Annotated in this window: 18 protein-coding genes; 8 read left to right on the top strand and 10 right to left on the bottom strand. The window is 60.2% G+C overall.

Annotation, left to right across the window (positions count from 1 at the left end; translation table 11 throughout):
• Positions 1–89: 89 nt before the first annotated feature.
• From HBN63_RS06875 to HBN63_RS06860, 4 genes are all read left to right on the top strand, one after another.
• Entirely contained in the window at positions 90–1,376 is a 1,287-nt protein-coding gene (locus HBN63_RS06875; protein WP_170048882.1) for a glycerate kinase, read from the top strand.
• Complete coding sequence (pyk, locus tag HBN63_RS06870; RefSeq protein WP_170048881.1) at positions 1,373–2,788, top strand: pyruvate kinase; 1,416 nt, start codon at positions 1,373–1,375, stop codon at positions 2,786–2,788. Before HBN63_RS06875 ends, pyk begins: the two co-directional genes overlap by 4 nt.
• Before the next feature lie 140 nt (positions 2,789–2,928).
• Positions 2,929–3,882: an urea transporter gene (locus HBN63_RS06865; protein ID WP_170048880.1), complete on the top strand. Its 954-nt coding sequence runs from the start codon at positions 2,929–2,931 to the stop codon at positions 3,880–3,882.
• 51 nt (positions 3,883–3,933) lie between these two features.
• Entirely contained in the window at positions 3,934–4,773 is an 840-nt protein-coding gene (locus HBN63_RS06860; protein ID WP_170048879.1) for an ion transporter, read from the top strand.
• 56 nt (positions 4,774–4,829) lie between these two features.
• Here HBN63_RS06860 and argR read toward each other — a convergent pair whose 3' ends face one another.
• From argR to HBN63_RS06810, 10 genes are all read right to left on the bottom strand, one after another.
• Positions 4,830–5,810: a transcriptional regulator ArgR gene (gene argR, locus HBN63_RS06855; RefSeq protein WP_090253542.1), complete on the bottom strand. Its 981-nt coding sequence runs from the start codon at positions 5,808–5,810 to the stop codon at positions 4,830–4,832.
• 67 nt (positions 5,811–5,877) lie between these two features.
• Complete coding sequence (locus HBN63_RS06850) at positions 5,878–6,642, bottom strand: ABC transporter ATP-binding protein (RefSeq protein WP_160087080.1); 765 nt, start codon at positions 6,640–6,642, stop codon at positions 5,878–5,880.
• 18 nt (positions 6,643–6,660) lie between these two features.
• Positions 6,661–7,773, bottom strand: a complete 1,113-nt coding sequence (locus HBN63_RS06845) for a succinylglutamate desuccinylase/aspartoacylase family protein (RefSeq protein ID WP_170048878.1) — start codon at positions 7,771–7,773, stop codon at positions 6,661–6,663.
• 10 nt (positions 7,774–7,783) lie between these two features.
• Positions 7,784–8,482 (bottom strand): ABC transporter permease, encoded by a 699-nt coding sequence (locus HBN63_RS06840; protein WP_090253536.1) that lies wholly within the window; start codon positions 8,480–8,482, stop codon positions 7,784–7,786.
• A gap of 15 nt (positions 8,483–8,497) precedes the next feature.
• The gene (locus tag HBN63_RS06835) at positions 8,498–9,187 is read right to left on the bottom strand and encodes an ABC transporter permease (RefSeq protein ID WP_170048877.1); all 690 of its coding nucleotides are present in this window, start codon (positions 9,185–9,187) and stop codon (positions 8,498–8,500) included.
• A 117-nt stretch (positions 9,188–9,304) separates the two neighbouring features.
• Complete coding sequence (locus HBN63_RS06830; protein ID WP_090253532.1) at positions 9,305–10,084, bottom strand: ABC transporter substrate-binding protein; 780 nt, start codon at positions 10,082–10,084, stop codon at positions 9,305–9,307.
• Positions 10,085–10,611: 527 nt separating this feature from the next.
• Entirely contained in the window at positions 10,612–12,567 is a 1,956-nt protein-coding gene (gene acs / locus HBN63_RS06825; protein WP_170048876.1) for an acetate--CoA ligase, read from the bottom strand.
• A 384-nt stretch (positions 12,568–12,951) separates the two neighbouring features.
• Positions 12,952–13,869, bottom strand: coding sequence for a DUF4824 family protein (locus tag HBN63_RS06820; protein ID WP_170048875.1), 918 nt, complete (start codon positions 13,867–13,869; stop codon positions 12,952–12,954).
• Positions 13,866–14,939, bottom strand: a complete 1,074-nt coding sequence (locus HBN63_RS06815) for a DUF2157 domain-containing protein (RefSeq protein WP_170048874.1) — start codon at positions 14,937–14,939, stop codon at positions 13,866–13,868. Before HBN63_RS06815 ends, HBN63_RS06820 begins: the two co-directional genes overlap by 4 nt.
• Positions 14,940–15,065: 126 nt before the next feature.
• Positions 15,066–16,619, bottom strand: coding sequence for a sigma-54-dependent transcriptional regulator (locus HBN63_RS06810; protein ID WP_090253525.1), 1,554 nt, complete (start codon positions 16,617–16,619; stop codon positions 15,066–15,068).
• Between the two features lie 257 nt (positions 16,620–16,876).
• On the opposite strand from HBN63_RS06810, the gene phhA reads away from it, so the two are divergent.
• From phhA to HBN63_RS06790, 4 genes are all read left to right on the top strand, one after another.
• Positions 16,877–17,662, top strand: a complete 786-nt coding sequence (gene phhA, locus HBN63_RS06805) for a phenylalanine 4-monooxygenase (protein WP_170048873.1) — start codon at positions 16,877–16,879, stop codon at positions 17,660–17,662.
• A gap of 60 nt (positions 17,663–17,722) precedes the next feature.
• Positions 17,723–18,076, top strand: coding sequence for a 4a-hydroxytetrahydrobiopterin dehydratase (locus tag HBN63_RS06800; protein WP_170048872.1), 354 nt, complete (start codon positions 17,723–17,725; stop codon positions 18,074–18,076).
• Complete coding sequence (locus HBN63_RS06795; protein ID WP_170048871.1) at positions 18,073–19,269, top strand: amino acid aminotransferase; 1,197 nt, start codon at positions 18,073–18,075, stop codon at positions 19,267–19,269. Before HBN63_RS06800 ends, HBN63_RS06795 begins: the two co-directional genes overlap by 4 nt.
• Positions 19,270–19,366: 97 nt before the next feature.
• Positions 19,367–20,755, top strand: a complete 1,389-nt coding sequence (locus HBN63_RS06790; RefSeq protein ID WP_170048870.1) for a DUF2254 domain-containing protein — start codon at positions 19,367–19,369, stop codon at positions 20,753–20,755.
• The last annotated feature ends 169 nt before the right edge of the window (positions 20,756–20,924 follow it).

The following is a 20,924-nucleotide window of genomic DNA, read 5'->3' as shown; positions in this document are numbered from 1 at the left end:
ATTCTAGTGCGCAGCGTCTGCATCGCGGACGCTGCGCACTAGAATCGAAGTCAGTCATAAGCAGTTGATCCAGACCAAGAGAGATCACCATGTCCATCGATCCGTCTTTCAATCCAACGTCTCTGCTGCGCGAGCTGTTCGCCAGCGCCATCGACGCCGCTCACCCGCGCCAGGTGCTGGCTGATTACCTACCGGAAGACCGCAGCGGCCGCGTTATCGTGATCGGCGCAGGTAAAGCCGCCGCAGCCATGGCCGAAGTGATCGAGCAGGAATGGCAAGGTGAAGTCTCTGGCCTGGTGGTCACCCGCTATGAACACGGCGCCAACTGTCGGAGGATCGAAGTGGTGGAAGCCGCCCACCCGGTTCCGGATGATGCCGGCGAGCGTGTGGCGCGCCGCGTACTGGAACTGGTGAGCAACCTCAGCGAAGCCGACAAGGTGATCTTTCTGCTGTCCGGTGGTGGCTCTTCCCTGCTCGCCCTGCCCGCTGCAGGCATCAGCCTGAAAGACAAACAAGCGGTTAACAAGGCGCTGCTGAAATCCGGCGCCTCAATTGGCGAAATGAACTGCGTGCGCAAGCACCTTTCCGCCATCAAAGGCGGCCGCCTGGCCAAAGCCAGCTGGCCGGCCAGCGTTTACACCTATGCGATTTCCGATGTACCGGGCGATGAAGCCACAGTGATCGCCTCCGGCCCGACCGTGGCCGACCCGACCACTTCGGCGGAAGCGCTGGCGATCCTTGCCCGCTATAGCATCGAGATCCCAGCCAACGTGCGCGCCTGGCTGCAGAACCCAGCCTCGGAAACCGTCAAACCGGGTGACCCATGCCTGGCTCGCAGCCACTTTCAACTGATCGCCCGTCCGCAGCAATCCCTCGATGCAGCGGCCGCCAAGGCGCGCGCCGTCGGCTTGCCAGCGCTTATCCTCGGTGACCTCGAAGGCGAGTCGCGGGACGTCGCCAAGGTGCATGCCGGCATCGCCAAACAGGTGCGCCTGCATGGCCAGCCAATCAAAGCGCCCTGCGTGATTCTCTCCGGCGGTGAAACCACCGTGACTGTGCGCGGCAATGGCCGTGGCGGGCGCAACGCAGAATTCCTCCTCAGCCTGACTGACAGCCTCAAGGGCCTGCCCGGCATCTACGCACTGGCCGGAGACACCGATGGCATTGACGGCTCGGAAGACAACGCCGGGGCCATCATGACCCCCGACAGCTATGCCCGCGCCCATGATCTGGGCCTGAGCAGCAGCGATGAGTTGGATAACAACAACGGCTACGGCTACTTCGCCGCCCTCGATCAACTGATCGTCACCGGGCCGACGCGTACCAACGTCAACGATTTTCGCGCCATTCTGATCCTTGAGAACCCAGCCAAATGAACGCCGACAAGAAAGTAAAAATCCTCGCCACCCTTGGCCCAGCGATCAAAACCATCGACGACATCCGCCAGCTGGTGGAGGCCGGGGTCAACCTATTCCGCCTCAACTTCAGCCACGGCGAACATGCCGACCACGCTCAGCGCTACGACTGGGTGCGTGAAGTCGAGCAACAACTGAACACTCCAATCGGCATCCTCATGGACCTGCAAGGGCCGAAGCTGCGCGTCGGCCGTTTTGCCGAAGGCAAGGTCAACCTGCAACGCGGTCAGACCCTGCGTCTGGATCTGGATAGCACCCCGGGCGACGTTAATCGGGTCAACCTGCCGCACCCGGAAATCATCGAAGCACTGCAGCCGGGCATGAGCCTGCTGCTCGACGATGGCCGCCTGCGCCTGCAGGTCACCGCCAAGCACAGCGATGCGGTAATCACTGAAGTGATCGCCGGTGGTGAATTGTCCGACCGCAAGGGCGTTAATGTGCCGGAAGCCGTGCTGCAACTAAGCCCGCTGACCGAGAAGGACCGCCGCGACCTGAGCTTCGGCCTGGAGCTGGGTGTGGATTGGGTCGCGCTGTCGTTTGTGCAGCGCCCGGAAGACATTGTCGAAGCCCGTCAGCTGATCGGTGATCGTGCCTTCCTGATGGCCAAGATCGAGAAGCCGTCTGCGGTGATTCACCTGGAAGAGATCACCCAGCTTTGCGACGCAATCATGGTCGCCCGTGGTGACCTAGGCGTGGAAGTGCCAGCCGAGAACGTGCCGCGCATTCAGCGCGACATCATCCGCACCTGCCGCCAGCTCGGTAAGCCGGTGGTGGTGGCCACGCAGATGCTTGAGTCCATGCGCTTCTCCCCTGCGCCGACCCGCGCCGAGGTCACCGACGTGGCCAACGCCGTTGCCGAAGGTGCCGATGCGGTGATGCTGTCAGCGGAAACCGCCTCCGGCGACTACCCGCTGGAAGCCGTGCAGATGATGAGTAAGATCATCCGCCAGGTGGAAAACGGCCCGGACTTCCAGGCTCAGCTGGATGTCAGCCGCCCGCAGGCCGAAGCCACCGCCTCGGATGCGATCAGCTGCGCGATCCGCCGCATCAGCACCATCCTGCCGGTGGCCGTGCTGGTCAACTACACCGAGTCGGGCAACTCCAGCCTGCGTGCCTCGCGCGAACGGCCGAAAGCGCCGATCCTCAGCCTGACGCCGAGCCTGCACACCGCGCGACGTCTGAGCGTGGCCTGGGGCGTTTACTCGGTGGTCAACGAGCGCCTGCACAAGGTTGAGGAAGTCACCCGCACTGCCCTGGAAACCGCCCGCTCAGCCGGGCTGGCGAAAACCGGCGATACCGTAGTGATTACCGCCGGCGAGCCGTTCGGCCAACCGGGCAGCACCAACAGCCTGCGTATCGAAATCCTCCACTGATCCAGTTCTGCGGTGGGTCGCCAGCACCCGCCGCAGACGCAACTCCCACGCTGGCTTTGCCAGTTTTGTAGGCACCCACTGTTCCCGCGGTGGGTGCCTCTTTTTATGGCCCTGGTGATCGTCTACTCAGGTTCTTCTGTATGTCGCCATTACCGCTCGCTCCTCGCGCCTTGCAAGGCTCTTGCGCCCTGCTTAACGGCTTTAGCCAGATTTTTTTGCAAGCCAAACCCGGCTGCGGCTTGCTTGTACTGTTGGCGATTGCCATCGGCGCGCCGCAGCTGCTCGGCGGTGCCCTGCTCGGCTGCCTTAGCAGCACGCTGACGGCGCAGCGTCGTGGTTATGCCAAAGCCGATATCGATCTCGGTTTGTATGGCTACAACGGGGTTCTGCTGGGCATGCTGATCAGCCTGCAATTTGCCTGGTCGGCATTGCTGCCGCTGCTGATCATCGTCAGCTCCGGAGCTTCCAGCCTGCTGCTGGCCGCGTGGATGCAGCGCATGCGCGAGCGTCAGTGGCTACCAGCCTTCACCTTCCCCTTTGTCGGCTTGAGCTGGCTGCTGTTGTGGCTGGCTCCGGTCCTGCAGCTGGAGTTGCAGCCGGCCGTGACAAGCCCGGCGCAACCACTCGACTGGTGGGCCAGCCTGATCGCCATGGCGCGCGGCTTGGGCCAGGTGATTTTTCTCGATCAGCCGTTGGCCGGCGTTTTTCTGCTAATCGGCCTGTTGCTGGCGGATCGCCGCGCTGCCAGCTGGGCGCTGCTCGGTTCCACTGGTGGCCTGGCTCTAGCGCTGTATCAGGGCTTACCGCAGCACAGTGCGCTGACCGGTCTGTATGGCTATAACGCAGCGCTGGCCGCCATCGCCCTCAGCCAGGTGCATCGCCGCCCTTGGTTACCGGCCCTTGGCATCGCTCTGGCGCTGGTGCTGCAACCCGGCTTCAGCGCACTGGGTCTGCCGGCTCTGACCATGCCATTTATCCTTACCTGCTGGCTGGTCAGCGCCACCCAGCGTCTACTGCACAAAGCTGCGGCAGACTGCAAGCCGCTGCCACCCAACAAAGGTAAAGGCTTGCATCACCAGGACAAAACTCCCTAGGCTGCCTCTTCGCGTTATCGCGAACACCGCATACGGAGCAGCCAGAGCACCATGGACACGCCGCAGAACCTGCGTCAGCAGCTGTACAGCATCATCTTCCACACGGACACGCCAGCCGGTCAGCGCTTCGACCGTTACCTGCTGCTGACCATCATGGCCAGTCTGGTGGTGGTGATGCTTGACAGCATCGACAGCGTGCACAGCCAGTACGCGCCTCTGCTGGCAGGCATTGAATGGGGCTTCACTGCGCTGTTCGCCATCGAATACGTGGTGCGCCTGTACTGCTCGCCAAAACCGCTGCGCTACGCTTTCAGCTTCTTCGGCCTGATTGACTTGCTGGCGATCCTGCCGGGCATCCTCGCTCTGTTCTACGCCGACGCCCAGTACCTGCTGATCATTCGGGTGATCCGCATGCTGCGGGTGTTCCGCGTGCTCAAGCTCAGCCCCTATCTGCGCCAAGCCAACTTCCTGCTCACCGCGCTGCACGGCAGCAAGCAGAAGATCATCGTGTTCTTCGCCTGCATCGCCACCATGGTCACGGTGTTCGGCACCCTGATGTACGTGATCGAAGGGCCCGCGCACGGCTTTACCAGCATTCCCAAGGGCATTTACTGGGCGGTGGTTACGCTGACTACCGTCGGCTTCGGCGATATCGTCCCGAAAACCCCGCTGGGCCAGGCATTGTCGACCCTGGTAATGATCACCGGTTACTCGATCATCGCCGTGCCCACAGGCATCTTCACAGCCGAACTGGCTAACGCCATGCGCGGCGGCGACGAACTGATTCACGATTGCCCAAGCTGCGCGAAAAACACCCACGAACACGGCGCAGCCTTCTGCACCCGCTGCGGCAACCCGCTGTTTCCGCGGCAGGTCGACAAACCTGAGTAATCTCGGCCAATAAAAAACCGCAGAGAGCTGCGGTTTTTTATGTGTTCTCAGTTAACTCAGCCACGTTCGATTGGCGTAGAAGTCAGCTCAAAGGGGCTGTTGCTGCGGCGCTGGTTGCGGTCTTCGCGCGGGGTGGCGCCGAAGAAGTTGCGGTAGGCGCTGGAGAAATGCGGTCCGGAAGAAAAGCCGCAGGACAGGCCGATCTGGATGATCGATTTGCTGGTTTGCATCAGCAACTGGCGCGCCTTGTTTAGACGCAGTTCCAGGTAGTACTGGCTGGGGACGCGATTGAGGTATTGCTTGAAGATCCGTTCCAGCTGGCGGCGCGATACGCAGACATGCTGGGCGATTTCGTCGGTGGTCAGCGGCTCTTCAATATTGGCTTCCATCAGCAACACGGCCTGAGTCAGCTTGGGGTGGCTGGAGCCCAGACGGTTCTGCAACGGAATACGCTGGCGCTCGCCACCTTCGCGGATACGCTCGACTACCAACTCCTCGGATACCGCACCGGCCAATTCGGCACCGTGGTCACGGGCCAACAAGGCCAGCAGCAGATCAAGCACGGCCAGGCCGCCACAGGCGGTCAAGCGATCACGGTCCCAGTCGAACAGATGGCTGGTGGCGATGACCTTGGGGAAGCGTTCAGTGAAATCATCCTGCCAGCGCCAGTGCACCGAAGCACGGTAGCCATCGAGCAGGCCCAGTTGCGCCAACGGATAAACCCCCGCGGCAATCGCGCCGATTACGCAACCGCCGCGCACCAGTTGCTTAAGCGCACCGGAGAGCGCTGCAGGCATCGGCCCTGGTGGTTCGTCGGCGAGTAGAAAGAGCTTCTGGCAGCCTTCCAGCTTGCCCACCCAGGATTCCCCCGGTAGCCGCCATGCGCCTTCAAGCGGCGCTTCGGCCTGCAAGAACACCAGCTCGTAGACCACCTCGGGGTGGACGCGCTGGGCAACGCGCAGCGCTTCTTCCGCCAAAGCCAGGGTCAGGGGCTTGGTGGTGGGCCAAAGCAGGAAGCCAATTCGGTGCGCATTCATGGGGGGCAGTTTAGGCTCTGTTGGCGATTATGGGCATAGCGTGGGTGCGTGCAGATGTTGCCGCGGGTTATTTGAGACTGCCAGAGAGGAACTGCTGTAAGCGCTCGGATTGCGGATTGGCCAACACTTCTCTCGGGCAGCCGCGCTCTTCCACCACACCTTTGTGGAGGAAAACCAACTGGTTGGAGACTTCACGGGCAAAGCCCATTTCGTGGGTCACCACGACCATGGTGCGGCCTTCCTGCGCCAGATCCTGCATGACTTTCAGCACTTCACCCACCAGTTCCGGGTCCAGCGCCGAGGTCGGCTCATCAAACAGCATCACCTCAGGTTCCATGGCCAGGGCGCGGGCAATCGCTACACGCTGCTGCTCGCCGCCGCTCATGTGCGCCGGATAGGCATCTTTACGATGAGCAACGCCAACTTTGTTCAGGTAGTGCTCGGCCTTTTCCAGGGCTTCCTTCTTGCTCATGCCAAGCACGTGCACGGGGGCTTCCATGACGTTTTCCAGGGCGCTCATATGCGACCACAGGTTGAAGTGCTGAAACACCATGGACAGGCGCGAGCGCATGCGCTGCAGCTGCTTGGGATCGGCAGCTTTCAGGCCACCGTCCTTGTTGGCTACCAGTTTCAGCTCTTCGTTGTTGAGCAGAATCTTGCCGCCATGAGGCTGTTCCAGCAGGTTGATGCAACGCAGGAAGGTACTTTTGCCCGAGCCGCTGGAGCCGATGATACTGATCACATCGCCGGCCTTGGCAGCCAGTGAAACGCCCTTCAATACTTCGTGGCTGCCGTAGCGCTTGTGCAGATCCTGAACTTCAAGTTTGTACATGGTTTCCACTCTCTTGAATCAGTCGCTGAGCAAGCGACCCTGGCGAATAGGGGTACGACCGGCCACTTTAGCCAGCCACAAACCGGGCTGAGCAAAACGCAACCGCTCGCGCGCATAGAGCACACCATCTGTAACGGCACAGACAGTTGTGTGGCGATCGTCCAGCGGATCGATCACTTCAAACAATGGGTCGCCGGCCTTAACCCACGCGCCCACCGGTTGCAGAAAACTCACCACCCCAGCATGCGGGGCATAGGCGTACTGCGCACCATCAAACGGCGTGGCAGCGCAGCTTTCAGCGGGTGCTGGCGGCCAGTCACCGGCAATCAGGCCCTGCTCGGCAAGAAACGCCAAAATGCTTTCGGCGCTGGCTTCGGCTTCCGGTTTACCAGTATCAGCCATGCCGCCCAGCTCAACGGTTACTGCCAGACATGCCAGCGGTACAGCGGCATGGGGAAAATGCCGGGCTAAGTGAACCCAAGGCAAAGCGCAGGCTTCATCGAATGAACTGCCGCCGGAATCCTCAACAGTCAGCGCCGCGCCGGCCTGCAGGCGTGCAGCCAGCGAGCGCAGTTGCGGCCACTGTTGTGGCAGAAGGTACAGGTGCACTGCGGCATCAAAATCACAATGCAGATCAAGCACCACATCGGCATCGCAGGCATGTTTTAGCAACAATCGCTGCATGCCTTGCAGTTCTGATCCGGCGGGTGGCAAGGCTTCCAACGCAGCTTGCATGGCGGCGCGAATCAGCCGCACATTGCTCGGACCATCACTGCCCAGGCAGCCTTCCAGCGCCGGCGCGATGGCAGCGGCCAAACCAAAAAAGTCGCGGTTGAAGTTCTTCCCGCTGCCCATTTCAAAACGGCCTTGATGGGTCGCCTGGCACATTTGCCCCAAACCAATCGGGTTGGCCACCGGCACCAGCTCGATCACCCCAGTCAGCCGCCCCTGGGCTTCCAGCTGACGCAAGCGGCGCTTGAGTTCCACCGCCACGCGCATCCCAGGCAGTTCGTCAGCATGCAGCGAGGCCTGAATGTAGGCCTTGCACGGACCCTGACCGAAACGGAATACGCTCACGTGGCGTTCGGTGCCGGGGCAGCCCCAGGGCAGTGGATGGTCGATACGCTGCATGCTCTCTTCCTCAGGCCTTACGCGGGGCCAGGTAAGCCAGCCAGCGGCGTTCGGCCAGCTTGAACAGGCGTACGAGGATAAAGGTCAGGCACAGGTAGAACAGGCCGGCCGTGATAAACGCCTCGAACGGCAGGTAATACTGCGAGCTGACGGTACGTGCTGCACCGGTGATGTCGATCAGGGTGACGATCGAGGCCAGCGACGTGGTGTGCAGCATCATGATCACTTCGTTGCTGTACTGCGGCAATGCGCGGCGCAGGGCCGACGGCAGGAGGATGCGGCGGTACAGTTTGAAGCGCGACATACCCATAGCCTTGGCGGCTTCAATCTCGCCGTGCGGCGTGGCTTTTAGGCTGCCAGCGAGAATCTCCGCGCTGTAGGCACTGGTGTTGATGGCAAACGCCAGGCAGGCGCAGAAGGTGGCGCTGGAGAAGTACGGCCACAACACGCTCTCACGGACGGCCTCGAACTGCGCCAGGCCGTAATAGATGAGAAACAGCTGCACCAGCATGGGTGTACCGCGAATCACGTAGGTGTACAGCCAAGCTGGAAAGTTGACCAGAGGCGACTTGGAGACGCGCATCAAGCCCAAAGGAATGGCCAGGGCCAAGCCGCACGCCAGGGAAATCAGCAGAATTTTCAGGGTGACGCCCACTCCGCTGATGTACAGCGGCAGGTTTTCCCAGATTACGGTGTAGTCAAAAATCATCGCTGCGCTCCCCGCTTACAGATCAGCGGCTTTAATGCCGACCGAGTAACGTTTTTCCAGGTAACGCAAAGCCAGCAGCGACACGCTGGTCAGCACCAGGTACAGGGCCGCTACGGCCAAGTAGAAGGTGAAGGGCTCGCGGGTCGCATCGGCGGCACTTTTCGCCTTGAACATCATGTCCTGCAGACCCACCACGGAAATCAGCGCGGTAGCCTTGGTCAACACCAGCCAGTTGTTGGTAAACCCAGGAATGGCGAAGCGAATCATCTGCGGCACCAGGATGCGGAAGAACACCTGCATGCCATTCATGCCATACGCCGCGCCTGCTTCAGCCTGCCCTTTGGGGATGGCCATAAAGGCGCCGCGGAAAGTCTCCGACAGGTAAGCACCAAAGATAAAACCCATGGTGAACACGCCAGCAATAAAGGGGTTGATATCGATGTAATCGTCGTAGCCGAGCATCGGTGCCAAACGGTTAACCATGTCCTGACCGCCATAGAAGATCAGCAGGATCAGCACCAGATCGGGAATCCCGCGGATCACCGTGGCGTAGGTTTCGCCCAGCAGCGCCAGCCACTTGATCGGCGACAGGCGAAACGCCGCGCCCAGCAGCCCCAAGACAATGGCCACGGCCATCGAAGTCAGCGCCAGAATCAGGGTGAGCCATGCACCTTCGAGAATTGTCGAGCCGTAGCCGTTGAGCATGCTCTGGTTACCTCATGCAAGCGCCAGGCGGCGCCAGGAAGCACAACAAGAAAGTGGCGCAGGCCTACAGGCTGCGTGCTTGCGCCACTTTGAGTGAAGACGACTCGGTCAGGAAAATCAGTCGCCGTAGACGTTGAAGTCGAAGTACTTGTCCTGCACTTCCTTGTACTTGCCGTTGGCACGGATGGCCAGGATGGCAGCGCTGATTTTGTCAGCCAGGGCCTTGTCGCCTTTGCGCACGGCAATACCAGCGCCCATGCCGATGTATTTCTCGTCGGCGAAGTCTGGGCCTACCAGGGCGAAGCCTTTACCGGCGTCAGTCTTGATAAAGCCATCGTCGATGTTGACGACGTCAGCAAAGGTGGCGTCCAAACGACCGGAAGTCAGGTCGAGGAAGGCTTCGTTCTGCGAGCTGTAACGCACGATTTCGACACCGGCTGGAGCGAAGATGTCGGTGGCGTAGCGGTCGTAGGTGGAGGCGCGCTGTACGCCGACTTTTTTGCCTTTCAGATCCACCAGCGGGTCGTTGATCACGGTGCCGGCCTTCATCGCCAACTTGCCTGGGGTCTGGTAGTACTTGCCGCTGAAATCAACCGATTTCAGGCGATCTTCGGTGATGCTCATCGAGGAGAGTACGGCGTCGAACTTGCGTACTTTCAGGGCTGGGATCAGGCCGTCGAATTCCTGCTCGATCCATTTGCATTCCACTTTCATCTCTTCGCACAGAGCGATGCCGATGTCGTAGTCGAAACCGCTGATGGCACCATCAGCCGTTTTGAAGGCGAACGGCGGGTAAGCCGCTTCGATACCGATACGCAGAGGCTTGGCGTCTTCAGCCATGGTCAACGGCGACAGCATGGACAGCGCCAGTGCGCCGAGAAGTGCAATCTTCTTCATTGTGTGACTCCTTCGAATGGGAATGGCATCGGTTGGCAGAGATTGTTCGGGTATGCATCCAGCCTTGCATGAATTGTAGTGAGTCACCGCCAAGCTGCGCGCTACGCAGGCGCCGGACGGCCCCAGCCGGGTGAGCGGCATTCTAGCGACAGCTCGGAAGTCGATATTTCTTCAATGCGACAAGTAATTACAAAAGGCCAGGACGGGTATAGCGAGGATATTGACAGCCTCTGAAATTTATGCAGAGACAGAAAAGACAGTTAACCACTGATTAAAGCAATTAACGCGCCCAGTTTTAACAAGACCTTTATTTACCTGGCCTGGTGGCAGTTTTTATTTCTACAGCCGCAACGAACGACGCGCCATCTTGGCGCAAAACGTTCCCGCACACCCCATAAAAGTGCGCGTTGTTACGCCCGAGTGACAACGAAATACCCAGATGAAAATCGATAATGCCGCACAAAGTACAACGCCCTGCCCGGCTTGTGGCCGAAACAGGGCGTTGTTTACAGGCGTTGCAACCGAAGTCAGGCAGCCTGCATCTCGCGGTGAGTGTCGATAAGGTGCTGCACCACGCCAGGATCGGCCAACGTGGAGATATCGCCGAGTGCATCGTATTCGGCGGTTGCGATCTTGCGCAGGATACGGCGCATGATCTTGCCCGAGCGGGTTTTCGGCAGGCCTGGGGCCCACTGAATCACGTCCGGTGAGGCAATCGGGCCGATTTCCTTGCGCACCCAGTTTTTCAACTCCTGGCGCAATTGTTCGGACGGCTGCTCGCCACCATTCAAGGTGACGTAGACATAGATGCCCTGCCCTTTGATGTCATGCGGCACGCCAACCACGGCGGCCTCAGCGACTTTCGGGTGAGCCACCATGGCGCTTTCGATTTCGGCGGTGCCCATACGGTGGCCGGACACGTTCAACACGTCGTCGACGCGACCGGTAATCCAGTAGTAACCGTCTTCGTCACGGCGCGCACCGTCACCAGTGAAGTACATGCCCTTGAAGGTTTTGAAGTAGGTGTCGACGAAGCGGTCGTGGTCGCCATACAGCGTACGCGCCTGGCCCGGCCAGGAATCAATGATCACCAGATTACCTTCGGCAGCGCCCTCGATCAGGTTGCCGAGGTTATCCACCAGCGCCGGCTGCACGCCGAAGAACGGACGGGTCGCCGAACCGGGCTTGAGTGCAGTAGCACCCGGCAGCGGGCTGATCAGGATGCCGCCGGTTTCGGTCTGCCACCAGGTATCGACAATAGGGCAACGCTCTTTGCCGACAGTCTTGTAATACCAGTTCCAGGCTTCCGGGTTGATCGGCTCACCAACCGAGCCGAGCAGGCGCAGACTGGAACCATCGGCACCGGCAACCGCCGCATCGCCCTGAGCCATCATCGCGCGGATCGCTGTCGGTGCGGTGTAGAGGATATTGACCTTATGCTTGTCGATGATCTTCGACACCCGGGTAATGTCCGGATAATTCGGGATGCCTTCGAACAGCAGCGTGGTCGCGCCATTGGCCAGCGGGCCGTAGACGATATAGCTGTGGCCGGTGACCCAACCCACGTCGGCGGTGCACCAGTAGATGTCGCCCGGTTTGTAGTCGAACACCCGCTCATGGGTCAGCGCGGCATATACCAGGTAGCCGCCCGTGGTGTGCTGCACGCCTTTCGGCTTACCAGTGGAGCCGGAGGTGTAGAGGATAAACAGCGCTTCCTCGGCGCCCATTTCCTTAGGCGCGCAATGGCTGGACGCCACGGCCATCAGGTCTTCGTACCAGATGTCACGGTGCTGGTTCCACTTGATCGGGCTACCGGTGCGCTTGCACACGATGACCTTCTGCACACTGCTGGTTTCCGGGTTGGTCAGCGCGTCGTCGACGTTGGCTTTAAGCGGGGTTTTCTTGCCGCCGCGCAGGCCTTCATCGGCGGTGATCACCACCTTGGATTGGCAGTCGATGATGCGGCCGGCCAGTGCTTCCGGGGAGAAACCGCCGAACACCACCGAGTGGATCGCGCCGATACGGGTACAGGCCAGCATCGCCACCACCGCCTGCGGAATCATCGGCATATAAATAGTCACTACGTCACCGCGGTGCACGTCCTGGCCACGCAGGGCGTTGGCGAACTTGCACACCTGTTCGTGCAGCTGACGGTAGGTGATTTCCTCGTGCTCGGACGGATCATCGCCTTCCCAGATGATCGCCACCTGATCGCTACGTTCTTCCAGGTGACGGTCCAGGCAGTTGTAGGACACGTTGAGGGTGCCATCGGCAAACCACTTGATATCGACGTGGTGATCGTCGAAGGAGGTCTGCTTGACCTTGGTGAACGGCTTGATCCAGTCCAGGCGCTGAGCCTGTTCACGCCAGAAACCGTCGGGGTTGATCACCGACTGCTGGTACATGGCTTTATAGGTGGCCTCATCAGTCAGCGACTGGGCCGCCACCTCAGGGCGCACGGGATACAAGGACGCAGCACTCATCAGAAACACCTCGGTGGGTAGTTGTTGTTCTATGGGCCATTTTGTAACCACGACCCCACCTTTGATCCATTCGACCATGGTCTTAACGCTCTACGACCATGGTTGCAGACGTTTTTTTAGGGCGAAAAATTGCCGCGAGCAATTTTTAACGTCGCACTGCGATTACCACTGGTAGTGACCAGAAAGGGGCGCGATAAAAAACGCCAGGAGCGTTTTGACGCGTAAGCCCCGTAGGGGAGAAGCACATGGATGTGCTGAACATAAAAAAAGGCGGTCATCTGACCGCCTACCCAAATCATTCCAGGGAGAGGAATGGAGAAACGCTTGCATCCAAACCACGCAGGATTGGAACGCAACTACTTTCGCCCAGCACGCTGCGCTGCACTATTGCACCTTGGTCGTAGGCTGGTGCGTACTCGCCTGCCTGGCACTCAACGCAACAAACCAGGGCTCCAGCCGACGACCGAAGGCGACTTCGGCACTAAACAGCTTCTGATAACCCGAGTAGTCGACGCCTTGCTGCTCAGCTTGCTGCGGCAGGCTGTCGAACGTTGCATGCCAGCGATGCGGCAGATTGAGGCTCTGCATCCCAGGGGTTTCGGCCGAACCGCCGAGCTGCCAGGTCCAGCGCTGGTTATCCGGGCGCGGATCATCGCCCTCTCCATCCCAGTCAGTCGCTACGCTGCTGGCTTGCACTTCGATGATGCTGCGCACAATGGCGTAGCGCGCACGATCAGGGTAACGCTCGCGCAATGCCTGCTGATCCATCCCGACATCGACTACCAGCAAGCGAGTGGCGCGGTGCTGCTCATAGTTCAGCGCATTAGCAGCATGCTGAGCCGCCTCGCTCAACTCCTTGCTGTCCGGCACAGACTTCTGCAGGCGCAAGGCTTCGGCATGGGCGACAACCTGCAGCGCCACTTCACGCTGATAAGCCGGACCATCGAGTTCCAACACCAGCAACGCATCGCGGTCCAGCTGACGACGGTAACGCCGCACGGTCTGCTCGTTAAGCTCAGTGGGTACATGGAAGCCTAGCTCGGCCATCTTTTCGGCGCTGATCGACGGGTAGTAGTGGTCATCATCCGCCTGGCTCGGCCAGCGGTAATCAAGACGCATCGCCAAGCTGCTGTTGTCCTTGCGCCAATAGGCGTAGGTCGCGCCCAGCTCGCGCTCGGACAGTTGTAGGCGGCTGTCCTCAGGCTCCTGGCGATTCCAGGCCACGCCCGCCAGGACAATGGCGTTAACCAGCCCGATCAGCAGCAGCCCGGCAATCAGATAACGCGCACGCACGCCGCTCATTCCCCACCTCCCAGCAAACCGTGGCGGCTACGCAAGCGCCGCAGCACTAACAGAATCAGCACCGCACTCAAACCCAGCACCAGGAAGAACAGGTACTTGGGCATGCTCTCCCACCACCAGTCGAACAGCTTGGTGTAGAGAAAAATCACGAAGAAACTCAGCCCGGTGTTCACCACATCCGCCCAGCCACGGCGCACGCCTAGCCAGATCACCAACGCCGCGAGGATAAAGCCGCCGATATGGTAGGCATTCTCGATGTACTCGGGCGGATAGTCGAAGTAACTGCCCGCCCCCCAATGCGCCAGCACCAGTACCGGGACAAATACCCCAAGCAGGCCAAATACCCGATAGATAGCGGCAAAGCCATCAAAACGGCGCTGATCAATCAGCAGCGGCACCGCGAAGATCAGCAGCGCAGGCAGGATGAAATTCTCCGGCCGCTGGGCAAAACCCAGCCAGTAGATGCCGTCCCAACTGCCAATCCGCGCCGCGACAAAGGCCAGCAAACAGCTGAGCCCTGCCGCCAGCAGCAGGCGCGCACCACAGGCATAAGCCAGCAGCAACGCGTAGAGCGCCCAAGGCAGCAAAGCGTTGTTCGAGGGAGTGATATTGAAGATCTGCCCAAGCATGACGATGTTCAGCACAAAGCAGGTAAACGCCACCAACGCCGCCAGCTTGCTGAAATAGCCCGAGCTATCGAGGCGTTGCACCCACAGTGTCAGACCAAACGAAGCGATGCTCGCGGTCAGCAGAATCGCCACCTGGCTCTGAGTGCCGAACAGCCCCCAGAACTGGTAGAACAGGAAAAACACACTGGCCGCCAACGCCAGCGCGCCGAGAAACGAGGCAATGCGCATGCCCAACGAGAGCTGGCGAGCCTGGATGTCATGATCGATATCAAAAGCCGCCAGGTAGCTGTTAAGCAATTGCTGCTGATAGCCGTGCAAATTGGCACGCTGGCTGTCACTAAGACTCAACACCTGCTCTGCCTCAAGGCGCGCCAATTCACGGTTGAAAACGCCAATGTCATCGGCACGTTGCTGGGCATCACTGCGGTTTATGTTGGGCATGGCAATCCTTGCGGCGGGTCCATCAGGTCATAGGCTGATCAGCACACTCTAGCGCTAAAGTTTCGGCGATGGGCTGACCCAGTAGAAGGTTCGTAACTGCGAATAGCCCTTACGGCTAAAGGCTCCCTACTCCTTCCCCAACCCATGCTGACGCAGCTTGTTGGCAATCGTGGTGTGTGACACGCCAAGACGCTTACCTAACTGACGGCTACTCGGGTGGTCGTGGAACAGGCGCTCCAGCACGGCTTTCTCGAAGCGCCCGAGAATCTCGTCCAGGCCGCCTTCCACCGAAAACTCGCCCAGCGGCTGCGGCGCGCCGTAGTCCGGCAGGCGGATATGCTCGCCCTTGACCACCCCGCCGTCACACAGTGAAACGGCTTGAAACAGCACGTTCTCCAGTTGGCGCACGTTGCCCGGCCAGTGGTAATGGCTGAGTTTGTCCAGCACTTGCGGTGCGAGTTTGGGCAGCGGGCAACCGATCTGCCGGCTGGCCTGGTCAAGAAAGTGCTCAACCAGCGGCGGCAGGCCATCCAGGCATTCGCGCAGCGGCGGGATATGCAGGCTTAGTACGTTGAGGCGATGGTAAAGATCTTTGCGAAACTCAGCTTTCGCGCATAACTCGGACAGATCGACCTGGGTGGCGCAAATCACCCGCACATCCAGGTAGACCTCTTCATCACTGCCAACGCGGCGGAAGCAGCCGTCCTGCAGAAAGCGCAGCAGCTTGGCCTGCAGGCGTGGGCTCATTTCGCCGACGCCATCGAGAAACAGCGTGCCGCCAGCGGTCAGCTCCAACAGGCCAAGCTTGCCTTCTGGCCGCGCACCTTCGAAGGCTCCGGGGCCGTAGCCGAACAGCTCGGTTTCGGCCATGGATTCCGGCAGACCGGCGCAGTTCAGCGCCATAAACGGCGACTGCCCACGCGGGCTGGCCAGGTGGCAGGCGCGGGCCAGCAGCTCCTTGCCGGTACCGGTTTCGCCCTCGATCAGCAACGGCGCATCCAGGGGCGCCATACGCCGCGCTTCGCGCACTACAGCGGCCATTACCTTGGAGCTCTGAAAGATCGAATCGAAGCCACGCAGTTCCTGCTTGCGCACGTTGTAGATGCGCTCGCCCACTCGATCCGCGCGGTGCAGGGTCAACACCGCGCCGGCCATGGCATCGCTCTCTTCATGCTCGGTTTGCAGCGGCGCGATATCGGCGAGAAACACATCGCCCTTCACTTTCACCCGCAGGCCATTGATCCGCGACTTATTGGCGCGTACCAACTCCGGCAGGTCGAAATCCTCAGCGTAGCGCGACAACGGAATACCCGGCACTTCATCCACCCGCACCCCGAGCAACTGTGCGGCGCTGCGGTTGGCCGCGACGATGGAGCCGCCCATATCAATCGACAACACCGGAAAATCCAGCGCACCGAGCAAGGCATTCAACTCCAGATGACGACGCTCGCTGGGCATCAGACCCACACGCTTAACGCCGAACACCCCGGAAATCGCCTCGAACTTAGGTCGCAGCGATTGGAACTGCAGGTTGATCAGGTTCGGGCAGTGCAAGTAGATGGCGTTGCCCTGCTCGCCACCAACTTCGCCGCGGGCGACGTTGATGCCGTATTCGACCAGCAGGTTGAGGATGTCGCGCAGGATGCCAATTCGGTTCTGGCAGTGGACTTTGATACGCATGGCAGGGCTCTTATGGGTCTTGTTATGACCGTAAACGACGAACAATCGACGTTGCCGGCGGATTATCCGTCAAGAATATGTGACAGATTAGCGCAGCAGCAAGACGATAGTTCGCCGCACCGCCGCTCACGTAACCAATTCTTTACGCAATAACTGCCCTTTTCTCCCTTATCAGACCCAACCCAGGGCTGCATAACCGCACGAGCTGGCGTATTCCTGAGTCCAATACAACAACAAAGCCCCAGCAGGAGGCAGTGATGAAGAGCACGCAATACCTGGCGCGTGAACCGGATGACAGCGGCTTTATCCATTACCCGGAGGCCGAGCATCAGGTGTGGAGCACTCTGATCACCCGTCAGCTCAAGGTGATTGAAGGGCGTGCCTGCCAGGAATACCTGGACGGGATAGAGCAGCTCGGCCTACCCCATGAGCGTATTCCGCAGCTCGGCGAGATCAACCAAGTGCTGCAAGCCAGCACCGGCTGGCGCGTGGCACGGGTGCCGGCGCTGATTCCGTTTCAGACCTTCTTCGAGCTGCTGGCCAGCAAGCAATTCCCAGTGGCGACGTTTATCCGCACACCTGAAGAGCTGGACTACCTGCAGGAGCCGGACATCTTCCACGAGATTTTTGGCCACTGCCCGCTGCTGACCAACCCCTGGTTCGCCGAATTCACCCACACCTACGGCAAGCTCGGCCTGGCCGCCAGCAAGGAAGAGCGCGTGTACCTGGCGCGGCTGTACTGGCTGACCATCGAGTTCGGTTTGCTCGATACCAGCCAGGGGCAGCGCATCTACGGTGGCGGCATTCTCTCCTCGCCGAAAGAAACCCTCTACTGCCTGTCCGATGCGCCGCAGCACCTGGCCTTCGACCCAATCGAGGCAATGCGCACGCCTTACCGTATCGACATCCTGCAGCCGCTGTATTTCGTGCTGCCCGAACTTAAGCGTCTGTTCGAACTGGCCCATGAAGACATCATGGCCATGGTGCAGCAAGCCATGCGCCTGGGCTTACATGCACCGAAGTTTCCGCCGAAAGCGGCATAACCTTTGTAGGATGGCCCCACACCCATCCTACGGCTCACTTTTGACCCTCGGAGAATCCCCATGTCCCTTGCCCAAGCCCAATGCGAAGCCTGCCGCGCCGATGCGCCAAAAGTCAGTGATGAAGAGTTGGCCGAACTGATCCGCGAGATTCCGGACTGGAATATCGAAGTGCGTGACGATCATATGGAACTGGAACGGGTCTACCTGTTCAAGAATTTCCGCCATGCCCTGGCCTTTACCAACGCGGTCGGCGCCATCGCCGAGGAAGTTGGTCACCACCCGGCCTTGCTCACCGAATGGGGCAAAGTCACTGTGACCTGGTGGAGCCATGAAATGCGCGGCCTGCACCGTAACGACTTCATCATGGCCGCGCGCACCGATGTTCTGGCCGCCAGCGCCGAGGGCCGCAAGTGAACCACTTCCACAGCATTGTGCGAGTGCCGGGCGACCCGATTCTCGGCCTGATGGACGCTTACCGCGCTGACCGTAACCCGGCCAAGCTCGATCTCGGCGTAGGCGTGTACAAGGACGCCCAGGGCCTGACGCCGATTCCCCGCGCGGTAAAACTCGCCGAACAGCGGCTGTTGGAAAGCGAAACCAGCAAAAGCTATATCGGCGGCCATGGCGACCCACTGTTTGGCAGCCAGCTTAGCCAGCTGGTATTGGGCGCCGACAGTCCACTGCTGGCCGAACGCGCTGGCACCACCCAGACCCCAGGCGGCACCGGGGCGCTGCGCCTGTGCGCGGACTTTATCGCCCACTGCCTACCGGGCCGTGGCATCTGGCTGAGTGACCCGACCTGGCCGATCCACGAGAGCATCTTTGCCACCGCAGGCCTGCGCGTTGGCCACTACCCCTATGTCGGTGCAGACAATGCATTGAATGTCGAGGCGATGATCGCCGCCCTCACCCATGTGCCTAAAGGCGATGTGGTGCTGCTGCACGCCTGCTGCCACAACCCCACCGGCTTCGACCTCACCCCGCGTGACTGGAAGCGCGTGCTGGAGGTGGTAAAAGCCCGCGAGCTGCTGCCGCTGATCGACTTCGCCTACCAGGGTTTTGGCGATGGCCTGGAACAGGACGCCTTTGCCGTGCGCCTGTTTGCCGCTGAATTGCCTGAGCTGCTGATCACCAGCTCCTGCTCGAAGAATTTCGGCCTGTACCGCGAACGCACCGGCGCACTGATCGTCTGCGCCGAGACTGCAACCAAGCTGCAGGATGTACGCAGCCAGCTGGCGTTTATCGCCCGCAACCTGTGGTCTACGCCGCCGGCCCACGGCGCGGCGGTGGTTGCCAGCATCCTGGCTGACACTGAACTGCACAGCCTCTGGGTCAGTGAACTGGACGCCATGCGCCAACGTGTTGCCAGCCTGCGCGCCGGTCTGGTTGAAGCCCTGCAACCGTATGGCCTGAATGAGCGCTTTGCGCATATCGCGGCGCAGCGCGGGATGTTCTCCTACACGGGCCTGAGCCCAACCCAGGTGCAACGCCTGCGTGATGAGTTCAGCGTGTATATGGTCGGCTCAGGCCGGGCCAATATGGCCGGGCTCGACGCCGAGCGCCTGGATCAACTGGCCAGCGCAATTTCACGCGTCTGCTGCGACTGAAACGCACCCGAGCCCCGCCACAGCACCGGGGCTCGGGTAGCAGCATGTGCCGACAAGCTTGCTATAGTCGCCGCACGCCCATCGCACCGAGACGCCCGTGCCCCGCTTGTTGAATTTCGCCTTCCGCCTGTACCAGCGCATCTTGCACAGTCTGGCCCTCTATCCAACGCTGATCGCATTGGGCTTCTTCGTTTTGTGCCTGCTCAGCATGAGCATCGAATACCAGCCCTGGATGATGTCGCTCAAAGGCGAGATTGATGTCGGCCTGGTGCGCAATGCCGACAATGCCCGCTTGATTCTCGGCACGCTGGTCGGCGGCATCCTGTCGCTAATGGTGTTCAGCTTCTCCATGGTCATGGTGGTGCTCAACAATGCCGCCGCCGCGCTGTCACCGCGCGTAGTGCCTGGCCTGATCAGCGATAAAAGCCATCAGAAGACCCTCGGTTTCTACCTCGGCACCATCCTTTTCTCGCTGCTGCTGATCACCACGATTGAACTGGACAACTCAACCCAGGTACCCAGCCTCGGTGTGCTGATGGCTTTGGCGATGGGCATCGCCTGCCTTGGCCTGTTTGTGCACTTTATCCACTCGATTTCCCGCTCGATTCAGGTGGAGTACATCCTCAACAATCTGTACCACACCACTCTGGCGAAACTCGCCGCGCGCGAAGCCAAGCTGGCCGCTATCGACAACCTGCCCAGCTGGCCAGAGGAGCAAAACTGGCAGGAGGTCTGCGCGCAACGCAGCGGTTATTTCAAAGAGCTCAACGTCAACACGATCAACACCATCTTGTGTGAGCACGACCTGCGCATGACCGTGATGATCCACCGCGGGTTCTTCGTGATGAGTGGCCGGCCGCTGTTCAAACTCGACCGTGAGGTCGATTCGGCAATCACCGATGCGCTGCTCGACTGCTTCGATTTCTTTCTTGAGGAATATGCCCACACCCACTACCTGTTTGGCTGCACGCAGATGTCGGAAATCGCCGTCAAGGCGCTCAGCCCCGGCATCAACGACCCCGGCACGGCGATTACCGCCATCGACCTGCTCAGCGTGTTGTTCAGCAAGCGCCTGGCGTTGCCGGACCTGGATGTCACCCTGGCAGACGATGGCCCGCCACGCCTGCTGCATTACGAGCTCTCGCTGGATGAGTTGCTGCAACGGGTATTCGGCCCCATTCGCCACTATGGCTGCGCCGATGTGAGTGTGCTGATCGGTTTGCTGCAGGCCTTCAAGAACCTGCTCTACCAGCCGCTGCGTGCTGCGCAGAAAACCGATCTGCTGCGGCATGTGCGCAGCGTGCAGGAAACCGCCGATCAGCACCTGAGCAACAGCCGCGATCGCCAAGCCATCAACCAGCTGCTCGAACGCATCAACCAGAACAGTTCAGCCCTGGAGCCGATTGCTCTGCTTGGCATACCGGGCAGCAAGAGTGCGGAAAACAACACCCAGCAACCTTCTACCGGTTCGCGGGAAGCCCTGTAAGCGCGACGAAAAGTTAGGCGCTGGCTGCGATCTGTATTGGTGCAGCATGGCGTTTTAGCGCCCTTGGCGTACGCACAGGCAATGCCTGGAAAAATCAAAAGACCGTTTATCTATAAAATTAACTGTTTAAAAACAACAGGTTAATTCGTTACCTGGCTAAGCACTGGCA

The sequence above is a fragment of the Pseudomonas sp. WS 5011 genome (assembly GCF_012985775.1).
GTDB classification, from domain to species: domain Bacteria; phylum Pseudomonadota; class Gammaproteobacteria; order Pseudomonadales; family Pseudomonadaceae; genus Aquipseudomonas; species Aquipseudomonas peli.
This window is presented reverse-complemented; position numbering and strand designations above follow the sequence as displayed.